At 72.2% G+C, this 14,123-nt stretch carries 13 protein-coding genes and 1 tRNA gene; 13 read left to right on the plus strand and 1 reads right to left on the minus strand.

The genetic code is table 11. The features are described 5' to 3' along the window. The 7 genes from ACFHWE_RS11645 to ACFHWE_RS11675 all read left to right on the plus strand — a co-directional run. A partial coding sequence (locus tag ACFHWE_RS11645; RefSeq protein ID WP_416601040.1) for a pseudouridine synthase occupies nt 1-991 on the plus strand: 991 nt, incomplete at its 5' end. 119 nt (nt 992-1,110) lie between these two features. Next, on the plus strand, nt 1,111-1,473 hold the full coding sequence (aroH, locus tag ACFHWE_RS11650) for a chorismate mutase (protein ID WP_416601041.1): 363 nt from the start codon (nt 1,111-1,113) through the stop codon (nt 1,471-1,473). 66 nt (nt 1,474-1,539) lie between these two features. After that, a complete protein-coding gene (locus ACFHWE_RS11655) occupies nt 1,540-2,676 on the plus strand; it encodes a prephenate dehydrogenase (RefSeq protein ID WP_416601044.1) in 1,137 nt (378 codons plus the stop codon). A 75-nt stretch (nt 2,677-2,751) separates the two neighbouring features. Next, a complete protein-coding gene (gene cmk, locus ACFHWE_RS11660) occupies nt 2,752-3,447 on the plus strand; it encodes a (d)CMP kinase (RefSeq protein ID WP_416601047.1) in 696 nt (231 codons plus the stop codon). A 173-nt stretch (nt 3,448-3,620) separates the two neighbouring features. Next, complete coding sequence (gene der / locus ACFHWE_RS11665) at nt 3,621-5,060, plus strand: ribosome biogenesis GTPase Der (protein WP_416601050.1); 1,440 nt, start codon at nt 3,621-3,623, stop codon at nt 5,058-5,060. Between the two features lie 76 nt (nt 5,061-5,136). Beyond that, nucleotides 5,137-5,634, plus strand: coding sequence for a DUF523 domain-containing protein (locus ACFHWE_RS11670; RefSeq protein ID WP_416601053.1), 498 nt, complete (start codon nt 5,137-5,139; stop codon nt 5,632-5,634). A gap of 91 nt (nt 5,635-5,725) precedes the next feature. Next, nucleotides 5,726-5,799: transfer RNA gene (locus tag ACFHWE_RS11675), tRNA-Pro, on the plus strand. An 86-nt stretch (nt 5,800-5,885) separates the two neighbouring features. Here ACFHWE_RS11675 and ACFHWE_RS11680 read toward each other — a convergent pair. Next, nucleotides 5,886-6,827, minus strand: a complete 942-nt coding sequence (locus ACFHWE_RS11680) for a LysR family transcriptional regulator (protein WP_416601056.1) — start codon at nt 6,825-6,827, stop codon at nt 5,886-5,888. A gap of 256 nt (nt 6,828-7,083) precedes the next feature. Here ACFHWE_RS11680 and ACFHWE_RS11685 point away from each other — a divergent pair, with 256 nt between their 5' ends. From ACFHWE_RS11685 to ACFHWE_RS11710, 6 genes are all read left to right on the plus strand, one after another. Continuing rightward, a complete protein-coding gene (locus tag ACFHWE_RS11685) occupies nt 7,084-8,373 on the plus strand; it encodes a C-glycoside deglycosidase beta subunit domain-containing protein (RefSeq protein ID WP_416601059.1) in 1,290 nt (429 codons plus the stop codon). A 130-nt stretch (nt 8,374-8,503) separates the two neighbouring features. Then, complete coding sequence (locus tag ACFHWE_RS11690; RefSeq protein WP_416601062.1) at nt 8,504-9,793, plus strand: ABC transporter substrate-binding protein; 1,290 nt, start codon at nt 8,504-8,506, stop codon at nt 9,791-9,793. 43 nt (nt 9,794-9,836) lie between these two features. Then, nucleotides 9,837-10,799 (plus strand): carbohydrate ABC transporter permease, encoded by a 963-nt coding sequence (locus ACFHWE_RS11695; protein WP_416601065.1) that lies wholly within the window; start codon nt 9,837-9,839, stop codon nt 10,797-10,799. 1 nt (nt 10,800) lies between these two features. Beyond that, nucleotides 10,801-11,637: a carbohydrate ABC transporter permease gene (locus ACFHWE_RS11700; RefSeq protein ID WP_416601068.1), complete on the plus strand. Its 837-nt coding sequence runs from the start codon at nt 10,801-10,803 to the stop codon at nt 11,635-11,637. 125 nt (nt 11,638-11,762) lie between these two features. Continuing rightward, entirely contained in the window at nt 11,763-12,578 is an 816-nt protein-coding gene (locus ACFHWE_RS11705) for a TIM barrel protein (protein WP_416601070.1), read from the plus strand. Continuing rightward, nucleotides 12,575-14,119: a GMC oxidoreductase gene (locus ACFHWE_RS11710; RefSeq protein ID WP_416601071.1), complete on the plus strand. Its 1,545-nt coding sequence runs from the start codon at nt 12,575-12,577 to the stop codon at nt 14,117-14,119. Before ACFHWE_RS11705 ends, ACFHWE_RS11710 begins: the two co-directional genes overlap by 4 nt. Nucleotides 14,120-14,123 lie beyond the last annotated feature (4 nt).

Raw genomic sequence — 14,123 nt, forward strand, 5'->3', positions numbered from 1 at the left:
CCGGGACGACCGGCGCGGAGGCCGTAGGGACGACCGCCGCTCCTCCGCCCGGGACGACCGGGACCGTGGCCGCGACGACCGGCGCTCCCGCCCGGCCGAGCGGCGCGGACCGGCTCAGGAGCGCCGGGGCCCGGCGCAGGGCATCCGCAGTGAGTCCCAGCTGTCGAAGGCGGCGCGCGAGCGGCTCAACGCCCTGCGCGCCGACTACGACCCCCGGGACGAGGACCGCCACACCGGCGAGGACCGCGACTCCTACACCGACGTGCCCGGCGGGATCCGCCTCCAGAAGGCCCTGGCCGCGGCCGGAGTCGCCAGTCGGCGCGCCAGCGAGGAGATGATCGCCGCCGGACGGGTGAGCGTGGACGGGCAGACCGTGCGCCGCTTCGGCGCTCGGGTGGACCCGGAGACCTCCGAGATCCGTGTCGACGGCATGCGCGTGGTCACGGCCCCCGACAAGCTGTACTTCGCGCTCAACAAGCCGCGCGGGGTCGTCAGCACCATGTGGGACCCCGAGGGCCGCCCGACCCTGGCCGACTACACCGGCCAGACCGAGGAGCGCATCTTCCACGTGGGCAGGCTGGACACCGAGACCGAGGGCCTCATCCTGCTGACCAACGACGGCGACCTGGCCAACCGGCTCACCCACCCGCGCTACAAGGTCGTCAAGACCTACGTCGCCAAGGTGCCGGGACCGGTGCCCCACGGCGTGGCGCGCGAGATCCGCAAGGGCGTCGAGCTGGACGACGGCCCGGTCGAGGTCGACTCCTTCCGAGTCGTCGACAACGACGCTCCCAAGGCGATGGTGGAGATCCGCCTGCACGAGGGGCGCAAGCACATCGTGCGCCGCCTGATGGAGGCCGTCGGCCACCCCGTCTCCGATCTTGCGCGAACCCAGGTCGGGCCGATCGACCTGAATGCCCTCAAACTGGGCACGATGCGGACGCTGACCTCGCGTGAGGTCAGCGAGCTCTACGAGGCCGCCGGGCTCTGACCGGCGCGTCCTGTGGATACAGTTGACGGCGGTCTCCGGCCTCCGCCCACGCGGCGGGCCGGGGCCGCCGTCCCCTCTTTCCCGGGACGGCGCGGATCGACGACGAGACGGGAACCAACGTGACGGTACGGGCCATCCGCGGTGCGGTGCAGGTCGACGCGGACGAACGCGAGCAGGTGCTGGAGGCCACGGCGGAATTGGTCTCCGAGGTGATGCGGCGCAACGGGCTGGAGCCCGACGACGTCATCAGCGTCCTGTTCACCTCCACCCCGGATCTGACATGCGAGTTCCCCGCGCTGGCCGCGCGCCGGATCGGGTTCGCCGACGTCCCTCTGATGTGCGCCACCGAGATCGCCGTTCCGCACGCCCTGCCCCGCGTGGTCAGGCTCATGGCCCACGTGGAGACCGGCCTGTCGCGTGCGGAGGTTCAGCACGTGTACCTGCGGGGCGCCCAGGCCCTGCGCCTGGACATCGCGCAGTAGGGGCGGCGGGCGTACGCTGAGATAGTCGTGGGACACAAGGGGACAGGGAGAACCGTGGGCGAGGGCGTGGACAGGGACAGGGCCTCGGTGCGGGGGCCGGCGGTGCGCCGTGTCACCGTGATCGGTACCGGGCTCATCGGAACCTCCATCGCCTTGGCCCTGCGCGCCCGCGACGTGGACGTCGCCCTGTCCGACCCCGACGCCGACTCCCTGCGCCTCGCCTGTGACCTGGGCGCCGGTCGGCCCCTGCCGGAGGAAGGCGAGGGCCGGCCCGCCGACGTCGCGGTGGTCGCCGCTCCCCCCGCCGCCATCCCCGGGGTCCTGCGCCGGGCCCAGGACCGCGGCCTGGCACACGTGTACACCGATGCCGCCAGCGTCAAGGCCAGCGTGCTCGCCGAGGCCGAACGGCTGGGCTGCGACACGGCCACCTTCGTCCCGGGACACCCCATGGCGGGCCGGGAGAAGCACGGCCCCGGGGCGGCCCGCGCCGACCTGTTCCTGGGGCGTTCCTGGGCGCTGTGCCCCACCGGCAAGGCCGACACCGAGACGGTCGCGGCCGTCGCCGAACTCGCCCGGATGTGCGGGGCGACGCCGCGCGTCGTGGACGCGGCGGCCCATGACCGCGCCGTCGCGCTGATCTCCCACGCGCCGCACGTCGCCGCCTCGGCCGTGGCCGCCCGCCTGGTCGACGGGGACGACACCGCCCTCGCCCTGGCGGGCCAGGGCGTGCGCGACGTCACCCGGGTGGCCGCGGGGGATCCGGCCATGTGGATGGAGATCCTCACGCACAACGCCGCGCCGGTCGCCGAGGTCCTCGCCGCGATCTCCGACGACCTGGCGGCCACCGCGCGGGCCCTGGGTTCGCTGGACCGGGGCGGGATCGCCGCCCTCGCCTCGGCTCCGGTGCGCGACCTGCTGGTCCGGGGGCGGAACGGCCAGGGACGCCTGCCGGGCAAGCACGGCGTGGTGCGGCGCCCCGACTACACCGTCGTGCCCGTGGTGATCCCGGACGAGCCGGGCGCCCTGGGCCGCCTGTTCGCCTCGGCCGCCGACGCCGGGGTCAACATCGAGGACGTGCGGATCGAGCACACGCCGGGACTGCCCCTGGGCATCGCCCAGTTGTCCGTGCTGCCCTCGGCCGTGGAGACGCTCTCCGAGGCGCTGGCGGGGCAGGGCTGGTCGGTGCACCACCCCGAGGGGTGATCGGCGGGGCCGAGCACATCGGCGCCCGGGTACCCTGGTTCGTTGGTGGAAGCGAACAGTCGGGGGTCCAAGGCAGTGAGTGCGCAGGGTGGCACCGAGGGCGTCGTCATCGCGATCGACGGACCCTCTGGGTCGGGCAAGTCCAGCACGGCCAAGGGTGTGGCCAAGGCGCGTGAGCTGCGCTACCTCGACACCGGAGCCATGTACCGGGCGCTGACCTGGTGGATGCTGGAGCACGGGGTGGACACCGGCGACGCCGCCGCCGTGGCGGCCGCGGTCGACCGCCCGGTGATCGAGATGGGCACCGACCCGTCGGCGCCCGCCGTGGCCGTGGACGGCCGCGACGTGGCCGCCGCGATCCGCGGCCAGGAGGTCACCACCCACGTCTCGGCCGTGTCCGCGGTCCCCGAGGTGCGTGAGCTGCTGGTGGATGTGCAGCGGCGGATCATCGCCGACGCGCGGGCGCACAGCGCCGGTATCGTCGTGGAGGGCCGCGACATCACCACGGTGGTCGCCCCGGACGCGCCGGTCAAGCTGTACATGACCGCCAGCGCCGAGGCGCGGGCACAGCGGCGCAGCAAGGAGGTCCGCGTCAGCGACGTCGCCGCCACCCAAGCCGACCTGGCACGGCGGGACAAGCTGGACTCCAGCCGGGTGCACTCGCCCCTGACACGCACCGACGAGGCCACCGAACTCGACACCACGGGGCTCACCCTGGACGAGGTCGTGGCCCTGGTGGTCAAGCTGGCCGACGAGACGCGCGGCCAGTAGCCCCGGCGGCTCGGCCGCCGGGCGGACAGCGGTCGCGGGCGGTGCCCGCGGCCCCGAGGGTGCCGACGGCACCGGAACCGCCCCGGGCCGACACCGGCTAAGGGGGCGGACCGACACATCCCCACGGCACGCATCCTGGGCGCGTGGGGGCCTAGTACCGGGAGTGTGAGCACATGAGCGAATTCGACGTTTCCGACGTCGGCTACGAGGACACCGGGGGCGGGGCTTCCGGGCCCCTGCCCGTGGTGGCCGTGGTCGGCCGCCCCAACGTGGGCAAGTCCAGCCTCGTCAACCGTATTCTCGGCCGCCGTGAGGCCGTGGTGGAGGACGTGCCGGGCGTGACCCGCGACCGCGTCGCCTACGACGCCGAGTGGCAGGGCGACAAGTTCACCCTGGTCGACACCGGCGGCTGGGAGACGAGTGTGAGCGGCCTGGCCGCCATGGTCGCCCGGCAGGCGGAGTACGCGGCGCAGACCGCCGACGTCATCCTGTTCGTGGTGGACGCGACAGTGGGCATCGCCGACGCCGACGCGGCCGTCACCCGGGTCCTGCGCGGCACCAGGCGGCCGGTGGTGCTGGCGGCCAACAAGGTCGACGGCGAGATGCAGGAGGCCGACGCGCTGGCCCTGTGGAACCTGGGGATGGGTGAGCCCTACCCCATCAGCGCCCTGCACGGGCGCGGCACCGGCGACCTGCTGGACGCCGTCGTGGCGGCCTTCCCCGACCGCTCCGAGGGCGACGCCGGAGGGGACGAGGAGGGCGGCCCGCGTCGGATCGCTCTGCTGGGTCGGCCCAACGTGGGCAAGTCCAGCCTGCTCAACCGCCTGGCCGACGAGGACAGGGTGGTCGTGGACTCGGTGGCGGGCACCACGCGCGACGCGGTCGACGAGCTCATCGAGCTCGGCGGGCAGACCTGGAAGTTCATCGACACGGCCGGTATCCGCCGCCGGTACCGCGCGCTCCAGGGGGCCGACTACTACGCGACCATGCGCACCGGCACCGCGCTGGAGCGGGCCGAGGTGGCGGTGGTCCTGGTGGATGTCAGTGAGCCGCTCGCCGAGCAGGACATCCGGGTCGTGGAACAGGTCGTGGAGGCCGGGCGCGGCCTGGTGCTGGCCTTCAACAAGTGGGACGTGCTCGACGACGAGCGCCGGATCTACCTGGAGAAGGAGATCGACCGCCAGTTGTCCCGGGTCTCCTGGGCGCCGCGGGTGAACATCTCCGCCAAGACCGGGCGCCACGTGGAGCGGCTCGTCCCGGCGATCGAGACCGCGCTGGGCGGCTGGGAGCAGCGCATCCCGACGGGGCAGCTCAACAACTGGCTCAAGGAGCTGGTGGCGGCCACACCGCCGCCGGTGCGCGGCGGCAAGCAGCCCAAGATCCTGTTCGCCACCCAGGCCGGTGCGCGCCCGCCGCACTTCATCCTGTTCACCACCGGGTTCCTGGAGGAGAACTACCGCCGCTTCATCGAGCGGCGCCTGCGGGAGGACTTCGGCTTCCAGGGGTCGCCGGTGCACATCAGTATGCGCATCCGTGAGAAGAGGAACGGCGCGCCGGGCCGTGCCTCCAAGGGCAGTCAGCGCCCGGACCGCAAGCCGCGCGCCCGCCGCTGACCCCGGTTCCCGGGCCGCCCTTGAGGGCGGCCCGGGCCGCGGGGTGCGAGAATCGGGGCGAGCGGGGAGGAGAGCCGTGCGCAGGGTGCTGGTCAGTTCGTGCCTGGTGGGGCGCAGGGTCCGCTATGACGGCCGCGCCAAGACCGTCTCCGACGACGTCCTCCGGGTGTGGCGGGAGGAGGGGCGCCTCGTCCCGCACTGCCCGGAGGTCGCCGGGGGGCTGCCCGTGCCGCGCCCGCCCGCCGAGATCGAACCCGGCGCGCGCGCCGGGGACGTCCTCGCGGGTCGCGCACGGATCCTGACCCCCGACGGGGACGACGTCACCGCCTGCTTCGTCGCCGGGGCCCGCTCCGCCCTGGCCACCGCGCGCGAACGCGGTGTGGCGGTGGCGCTGCTCAAGCAGGGCAGTCCCTCGTGCGGCTCCCGCGAGGTCTACGACGGCACCTTCACCGGCGCCAAGGTCCCGGGGGAGGGGGTTACCGCGCACCTGCTGGCCGGGCACGGGATCGCGGTGTTCGCTGAGGACGAGATCGACCTCGCCGACCGGTACCTGCGCGGCCTGGAGGGCGGCTGAGGGCCGCGTGCGGACCGCTGCCGTGGTGCGAGCGGCCCGGGAAGTGCGGTAGGGTTTCACCCGTTGACGGAGCGCCGGGCGTGCCGCAGCACGGGACGTAGCGCAGTTTGGCAGCGCACTTGACTGGGGGTCAAGGGGTCGTGGGTTCAAATCCCGCCGTCCCGACAGAGGAACCGGGTCCGTAGGGGTCCTGCCATCGGCAGGGCCCCTACGCCGTTCCGGGGGCGTGCCGCCCGCGCGGGACGCGGCCCCTAACCGTGCCCCTCCTGGTCGCCGGCCAGTTCGGCGGCGGCCTCGGCGAAGACGCCGAGCATCCACTCGTGTTCGGGGTCGCGGGTGTGGACGGGGTGCCACCACAGGGCGTTCAGTACGGGAGTGGCGTCGAAGGGCGGCTCCAGGACGCGGATGCCGCCGATGCGGCGGATCACCGGCGCCAGCCCGGCCTGGACGATCGCGAGGCGGTCGGTGCCCAGGACGAAGTACGGGAGCGTCAGGAAGCTCTCGACGACGGCCTCCACACGCGGTTCGACGCCCAGTTCCCGCATCTGGCGTCCGGCCGAGGTGAAGGCCGACCGCGACTGGTAGCTGAGCACCCAGGGCAGCTCGGCGACGTCGTCCATCGTGACGCTCTCGCCCACGGCCGTGTTGTTCTCGTCGGCCAGGACGACCCACCGGTCCCGCCACAGGTCCGCGAACGGGAGGTCGGTGAGGAACCCGTGGGGGAGGACCATGGCGTCGGCCGAGCGCAGCCGGTTCTCGGCGTCCTCGACGACCGCGGGGGTGTGCAGTTGGAAGCGGAACCGCACCCCGGGGGCCTTGGTGCGCGCCAGGCGGCTGACCCGGTGGGCGATGGTGGCGAAGGCGTGGTCGGAGCCGTAGACGAGGAACTCGCGTGTCGACTGCCGGGGGTCCCACAGGGCCTGGCTCTCGAACACGCGGCGGGTGGCGTCCAGCGCGGTGGCCGTGCGCTCGATGAGGCGCAGGGCGAGCGGAGTGAGTTCGTAGGAGTTGCCGCGCCGGGTCAGGATCGGGTCGTCGAAGTGCTTGCGCAGGCGTGCGAGCGAGGCGCTGAGCGCGGGTTGGCTCAGGTGGAGCCGTTCGGCTGCGCGGGTGACGCTGCGTTCCCTCAGTAGGGCGTCCAGCGCGACGAGCAGGTTGAGGTCCAGGCGCGAGAGCGGTGGGTCGTCGGGCAACGCGGAGTGATCCTTGCTGGTGGAAGGCGTGCTTGGGTGAATCTATCACTTGGGATGATGGCCTGGGTCACGCCATCCGTGTCACTGATGCTCCAGGGGCGTAGCAGCGACCTTGATAAAGGGCATCAGTATGTTTAATGGGTGAAATAGCCCATTGAGCTGTATATCACCGTACTCTCGGGGCCGTCACACCCGAACCGGCCGCCCGCCGCGATGCCTCGCGGCGGGCGGCCGGTGTTCTCGTGGAGGGATCCCCTTGCTCGAAAGAGACCTCATCCAGTCAGTCGGCTTCCGCAACGTCGTCTCGGACGGCGAGGCCACCGGGTACCGGTTCCGGGTACGCATTCCTTCCTACCGGGGCATGAGCGCCTCGCTCATCGACGGCATCAGCGTCGCGGTCGACGGCGCCGAGCCCGTGCCCGCCCACGTACCGACCTGGACCCTGGGCGGGCGGACCTACACGCTCGAACAACTGTGGGCCTCCGAGGGCGTGCGCTGGCCGCTGGAGGAAGCGGCGGTGGTCACCGTGCCCTGCCCCGGCGGCTTGGCCCCGGGCACCCACGAACTCGCGGTCGAGATCCGGCTGCGCATGTCCTACATCCCCCTCGAACACCAGCCCACGGTCGTGCGCTCGGCCAAGCGCCTGACCCTGTCCCCCGAGACCTCCGGCGACGGGCGCTTCCGGTACGGCGTCTCGCTGTACAGCCACATGCACGACTACGGCACGGTACTGGATTTGGACGCGGCCCTGGCCTCGATCGCCGACGTCGGTGCGACCGGCGTCGAGATCCTCGGCGAGGGGCACGTCCCCGGCTACCCCGAGCCGTCGGCCGAGTGGATCGACGCCTGGTTCGCCGGGATCGAGCGCCACGGCCTCGAACCGACCAACTACGGCTCCTGGATCGACACGCGTCTGCGTCCGGGGCGGTCCATGACCGTCGAGGAGGGGGCGGTCCTCCTGGGGCGCGATCTGCGGCTGGCGGCGCGGCTCGGGTTCGGCTTCGTCCGGCCCAAGATCGGCGTGGTCTCCTCCGACCTCGTCCCGGACCCGATCTGGGAGGGCGTCGTCGAGCGCTGCCTGGAGACGGCCCAGGACCTGGGCATCGTCATCTGCCCGGAGATCCACGCCCCGACCCCCATCCGGCACCGGGTGGTGGAGGACTACGTGGCCTTCATCGAGCGCACCGGTACCGAGCACTTCGGCTTGCTGATCGACACCGGGATCTTCCAGGACCGGCCGATCCCCCTGCGCGAGGGGGAGACCAGGGAGAGCCGTCCGGCCTTCCTGGACGGCATCGCCACCGACCCGGCCGACCTGGCCCTGGTCGCCGAGCACGTGGTCTTCGTGCAGGCGAAGTTCCACGACATCGACGAGGACCTAACGGACCGGAACATCCCCTGGGAGCCGGTCCTGCGCGCGCTCGCCGACATCGGCTACAGCGGCTACCTGTCCAGCGCGTACGAGGGCGATCGCTCGCCCTGGCGGTCGATCGAGCAGGTGCGCCGCCATCACGCGCTGCTGCGCCGCCTGGAGTCGGAACTGTAGCCGGAACGCTACTTATGTCTTACATAGACATAACTTATGTGCTTTTATGACATATCTCTGTGATACTGACCATACTTCCCGCGCCGGATCCCCCGGAGAGGCGCGAACGACCACGTCAGAGAGGTCCGATATGACACAGCACGGACGGTTCCTCCCCTACCACGGCCGGGTCCTCGCCCTCCCGGCGGTCGGGGCTCTGCTGCTCACCGCCGCCTGCTCCGGCGGCGGTGACGGCGGCGGCGACACGGAGAACGGTTTCTCGCTCACCTACGCCACCTCCAACAACCTCGACTCCCCCTACGAGCTCCTCGCCGAGGCCTACATGGAGGAGAACCCCGACGTCACCATCGAGCTGGCCCCCCAGCCCAACGACCGCTACGGCGAGACGCTGCGCACCCAGCTCCAGGCGGGCAACGCCCCCGACATCGTCCAGACCTCCCCGGGCAGCGGGCAGTCCCGGGGCATCCTGCCCCTGGCCGAGGCCGGGTTCCTCGAACCGCTCGACGGCGTCGCCGCCGACCTGGTCGCCTCCGGCAGCGAGGCCCTCTTCTACTACGAGGACGTCCTCTACGGCCAGCCCGTCGACCTCACGGTCACCGGCTTCGTCTACAACGCCACCGCAGCCGACGCGCTGGAGGTCGGCACGTTCCCCGAGCAGACCTCGGACCTGCTCGACCTGTGCGGGACGCTCACCGACGACGGCGCCTCCGTCATCGCCCTGGCCGGCGCCGCGCCGCCCAACACCGGCATGACCGCCATGTCCGTCGCCGCCACGCGCGTCTACGCCGACGCCCCGGACTGGAACCAGCAGCGCGCCGACGGCGAGGTCACCTTCGCCGACAGCGCCGGCTGGAAGGACGCACTGGAGACCGTCGTAGAACTGAACGACTCGGGCTGCTTCCAGCCCGGTGCCGAGGGCGGCGGCTTCGACGCCATCACCAACGGCCTGGTCCAGGGCACCTCCCTCGGGGCGTTCGTCCCCGGAGGCACGGCCTCCGAACTCCAGAGCGCCGCACCCGACCAGGAGTTCGTCATCGAGGCGTTCCCGCCCGCCGACGGCGGCGACCCGTTCGTTCTCGCCAGCTCCAACTACTCGCTCTCGCTCAACGCCTCCTCCGAGCGCAAGCAGGCGGCCCAGGACTTCCTCGACTGGGCGGCCGAGCCCGAGCAGGCGCAGCTCTTCGCCGACCTCTCCGGTGTCCTGCCCGTCACCGGCGTGGACGGCCTCGACCTGTCCGGCACGGCCTACGAGCCCGTCGCCGACCTGGTCCAGAGCGGGTCCTACACGGCCCTGCCCAACGCCTCCTGGCCCAACCAGTCCGTCTACGACGAGCTCTCGACGGGCGTCCAGGGCCTGCTCACGGGTCAGAACACGGTCGACGACGTGCTGGCCGCGATGGACGACGCCTGGGAGAAGTGACCGGCCCGGTCCGGACACAGGTGCACCGATGTCGGAGGAATCCATGACAGTGACGACGCAGAGACCGAGCGCGGCCGAGCAGCGGCGCGCTCGACGCCCCCGGCCCTCGGGGGGACGCTCCGCCCCGCCGCGGGGCCGCTCCCTGATCGGCTACGGGCGCGGGTGGTGGATCCTGCCCGGGGTACTCCTGGTGCTGGGAATCCACTACGGGGCGACCTCCGTCGGCGGGTTCTTCGCGTTCACCGACTGGTCGGGGATCGGGTCCTTCGAGTGGATCGGCCTGGAGAACTTCCGGGAGATCTTCCAGGACCCGCAGAAGCTCAGGGCGCTGGGCAACACCCTGTTCCTGGCCTTCGGCTCGGTGCTCCTCACCAACGTCTTCGGGCTCGCGCTCGCCCTCGCGCTCAACCGGGGGCTGCGCACCCGGTACACGCTGCGGGTCCTGTTCTTCATGCCGGTCGTGCTGAGCCCACTCGCGGTCGCCTACGTGTGGAAGTTCGTCTTCGACTACAACGGGCCGCTCAACCAGGCGCTCGCGGCGGTCGGCCTGGAGGAGATGCAGCGGGCGTGGCTGGCCGACCCCCAACTGGCCATCTGGGCTGTGCTCGGGGTGATCGTGTGGCAGCAGACGGGGATCGCCATGGTGATCTACCTGGCTGGACTGGCCTCGGTCCCCGTCGAGATCGAGGAGGCCGCGGCCATCGACGGCGCCTCGCACTGGCAGCGCTTCCTCGCCGTGACGGTCCCCTCGATCCGGCCCGCGATCGCCATCGCCACCACCCTCGGACTGGTGAACGGGCTGCGCATCTTCGACCAGATCATGGCCCTCACCGCGGGCGGGCCGGCCGGGGCCACGGAGAACCTCGCGACGGAGGTCTACAAGGAGGCCTTCTCCCTGGGTCAGTTCGGCTACGGCGCCGCGCTCGCCCTGCTGCTGACGGCCGTCATCCTCGCCAGCGCGCTGCTCCAGCAGTACGTGACGCGCGACCGCTCGAAGGAGAGCTGACATGTTCCGCTACACCAAGGCGACCGCACTGCGGGAAGTGCTCACCTGGATCGTGGCCCTCGTCTTCCTGCTCCCCTTCTACTTCCTGGTCACGACCGCGCTCAAGTCTGACCAGGAGGTGTTCAGCACCGACCCGATCGCGCTCCCCTCGTCGCCGGACCTGAGCAGCTTCGTCGAGGTGCTCGGCCAGCAGGGGCAGTCCAACGTCCTGCTCGGCCTGCTCAACAGTGTCATCCTGACCGGCGGCAGCATCCTGGGGATGGTACTGCTGGGCTCGGTCACCGGGTACGTGATCGCCCGCCGCACGAGCCGGTGGAGCCGCGGTGCCTACCTGCTGTTCCTCGTCGCGATCGTGCTCCCCACACAGTTGGGCACCGTCCCGCTCTACATCGGAGCCCGGGCACTGGGGCTGACGGGCTCGCTCTGGGGCATGATCGTGCTCTACACCGGCATGCTCCTGCCGCTGGCGATCTTCCTCTACTCGGGGTTCTTCCGGGGGCTGGGCACGGAGTACGAGGAGGCGGCCACCATCGACGGGGCCTCGCGCGCGCAGATCTTCTTCCGCGTGGTGTTCCCCCTGATGGCGCCCGCCACGGGCACCGTCGCCATCCTCACCGGGCTGATCGTCTGGAACGACTTCTTCTCGGCGCTGATCTTCCTCGGCGGCTCCGAGACCCAGACACTGCCCGTGGCGATGTACTACTACGTCGGTTCGCTCGTCTCGCAGTGGAACCAGATCTTCGCCGTGGTCATCATCTCGATGATCCCCATCCTCGGCTTCTACCTCGTGGCGCAGAAGCGGTTCATGCAGGGCTTCTCCGGCGGTCTCAAGGGCTGACCGCCGTCGGTACCGCGTCGGCCGCGCCGCCCGCGCGCCGCTGCCGTGCGCGCGGGCGGGGACCGCCCACGCCGCCGCACCATCCGCCACCGCGCACCGCGCGGTGCCTCAAGCAAGGACGGACGATGTACACGCTCGCACCCAATATCGAGCTGCTCTTCACCGAAGCGGGCGACGACTACGCCGACCGCGTGCGCGCCGCCGCGGCCGCCGGGTTCACGGCCGTGGAGATGTGGGGCCCCACCGGCAAGGACGCGCCGGCGCGCCCCAAGGACGTGCCGGCCCTCAAAGCGGCCCTGGAGGAGACCGGTGTCGTGCTGACCGCCCAACTGGCCGAGCCGCGGACGCAGTTCATGATCCCCCCGCGCGACCACGCGCCATTCTTCGCCGGTTTGGAGGAGGGTGTGGGGATCGCCCGGGAGCTGGGCTGCCCGCGGATCGTGGTGGGCAGCGGAACCGGGTTCGGCGGCCGCAAGCGCCAGGACCAGCTCGACGAGCTCGTCGAGATCTTCGGCCGGGCCGTGGAGCGCGTGGCCGGGGCGGGCGTCACGCTCGTCCTGGAGGCGGTCAACACGCGGGTGGACCACCCCGGCGCGCTCCTGGACCGCACCGCCGACGCCGCCTACGTCGCCCGCGGGGTCGGCTCCCCCGACTTCGGGATCCTCTACGACCTCTACCACTCGGTCACCGAGGGAGAGGACGTGGCCGCCGAACTCGGCGCGGCCGGCGACCTCATCCGCTATGTCCAGATCGCCGACGCACCGGGACGCGGGGAGCCCGGCAGCGGGGGGATCGACTGGGCCGAGCGACTCGGGCGGCTCCGGGCGACCGGCTATGACGGGCCGATCGGCCTGGAGTACTACCCGACCACGGACTCGGCCGCGTCGGTCCGTGCCATCACCGCCGTCGCGGCGGCGGTCCGAGGGGAGGAGCACAGGTGAGCGGACGTTTTCCCGACCGCGTCGACGCCGTCATCGTCGGCAGCGGGCCTACCGGTGCGGCGTACGCGCGCGTTCTCAGCGAGGAGGCCCCCGGGCTGCGGGTCGCCCTCCTCGAAGCGGGGCCCACGGTCTCCGACCCGCCGGGCTCCCACGTCAAGAACATCGCCGACCCCTCCGAGCGCGCCCGTTCCCAGCGCCGTTCGGAGGGGCCGCTGCCCGGGGGCGAGACGGTCGACGACCCGGGCCAGGTGCGTGCCGGGATGCGCAGGGCCCGCCCCGGGACATGGCTTCTGCCGGGGGGAGCGCGGGTGGAGGGCGAGGACGGGCTGCCCGTGGCCGCACTGTCCAGCAACGTCGGCGGTATGGGCGCGCACTGGACGGGGGCGTGCCCCCGGCCGGGGGAGGGTGAGCGGATCGGCGCCGTCGACGGGTTCGACGGGCTGCTGGCCGAGGCCGAGCGGCTGCTCGGGGTCACTACGGACGCCTTCGCGGGCGCCCCGTTCTCCGACGAGGTGCGGCGCTGTCTGTCCGGGGCGTTCGACGCCGGGCGGAGCCCGGACCGGCGGGTGGGCCCCATGCCGCTGGCGGTCCGCCGCCGCGGTGACGGATCGCTGGTCTGGTCGGGCGCCGACGCCGTCCTCGGCAACGCCCTGCGGAGGGGTGTCCGCCTGTTCGACGAGGCCCTCGTGCGGCGCGTCGTGACGGAGGGGACGCGGACGGCGGGTGTGGAGGTGGAGGACCGCCGGGACGGGAGCCTCCACCGGATCGCGGCCCCCGCGGTCGTGGTGGCCGCCGACAGCCTGCGTACCCCGCAGTTGCTGTGGGCCTCGGGCGTGCGCCCGCGTGCCCTGGGCCGCTACCTCAACGACCAGGCCCAGGTGGTCTTCGCCGCTCGGCTGAGGGGTGCGGCCGAGCATCCCGACGCCGCCCGGGCCGGGGCCCGTGCGGGCGCTCTGGAGGAGCAGAGCGGTGTGTCGTGGGTGCCCTACACCGACGCCGCGCCCTTCCACGGACAGGTCATGCAGATGGACGCCTCTCCGATCCCGCTGGCCGGGACGGACGACCCCGTCCCCGGGTCGATCGTGGGCCTGGGGTGGTTCTGCGCCAAGGACCTGAGCTCGGAGGACCGCGTCGAGTTCCTCGACGGGGAACGGGACCCCTACGGGATGCCGGCGATGCGTGTGCGCTACCGCCTGACGGGGCGCGACCGCGAGACCATCGCCCGGGCAGGGGAGGAGGTGCGGCGTGCGGCCGAGGCCCTGGGCGACCCGATCGGTGACGAGCCGTTCCTGCTGCCGCTGGGCTCGTCCCTGCACTACCAGGGCACCGTGCGGCTCGGCGGGCACGACGACGGCACCTCGGTCTGCGATCCGCACTCGCGGGTGTGGGGGCGGGAGGGCCTCTACGTGGCGGGCAACGGGGTCATCCCCACGTCCACGGCCTGCAACCCCACGCTGACCTCGGTGGCGCTGGCGATCCGCGGGGCGCGCGACGTGATCCGCTTCTCCGCAGGCATCGACTTTAGTCTTATTCAGACATAAGATT

Origin of the sequence: Nocardiopsis sp. LOL_012, from assembly GCF_048060475.1 — a bacterium.
Classification (GTDB): Bacteria; Actinomycetota; Actinomycetes; order Streptosporangiales; family Streptosporangiaceae; genus Nocardiopsis.

Bases quoted from the DNA above. Each gene is read 5' to 3' on its own strand.
- der (WP_416601050.1), top strand. From the start codon at position 3,621: ATGAGCGAATTCGACGTTTCCGACGTCGGCTACGAGGACACCGGGGGC.
- ACFHWE_RS11690 (WP_416601062.1), top strand. From the start codon at position 8,504: ATGACACAGCACGGACGGTTCCTCCCCTACCACGGCCGGGTCCTCGCC.
- ACFHWE_RS11695 (WP_416601065.1), top strand. From the start codon at position 9,837: ATGACAGTGACGACGCAGAGACCGAGCGCGGCCGAGCAGCGGCGCGCT.
- ACFHWE_RS11700 (WP_416601068.1), top strand. From the start codon at position 10,801: ATGTTCCGCTACACCAAGGCGACCGCACTGCGGGAAGTGCTCACCTGG.
- ACFHWE_RS11705 (WP_416601070.1), top strand. From the start codon at position 11,763: ATGTACACGCTCGCACCCAATATCGAGCTGCTCTTCACCGAAGCGGGC.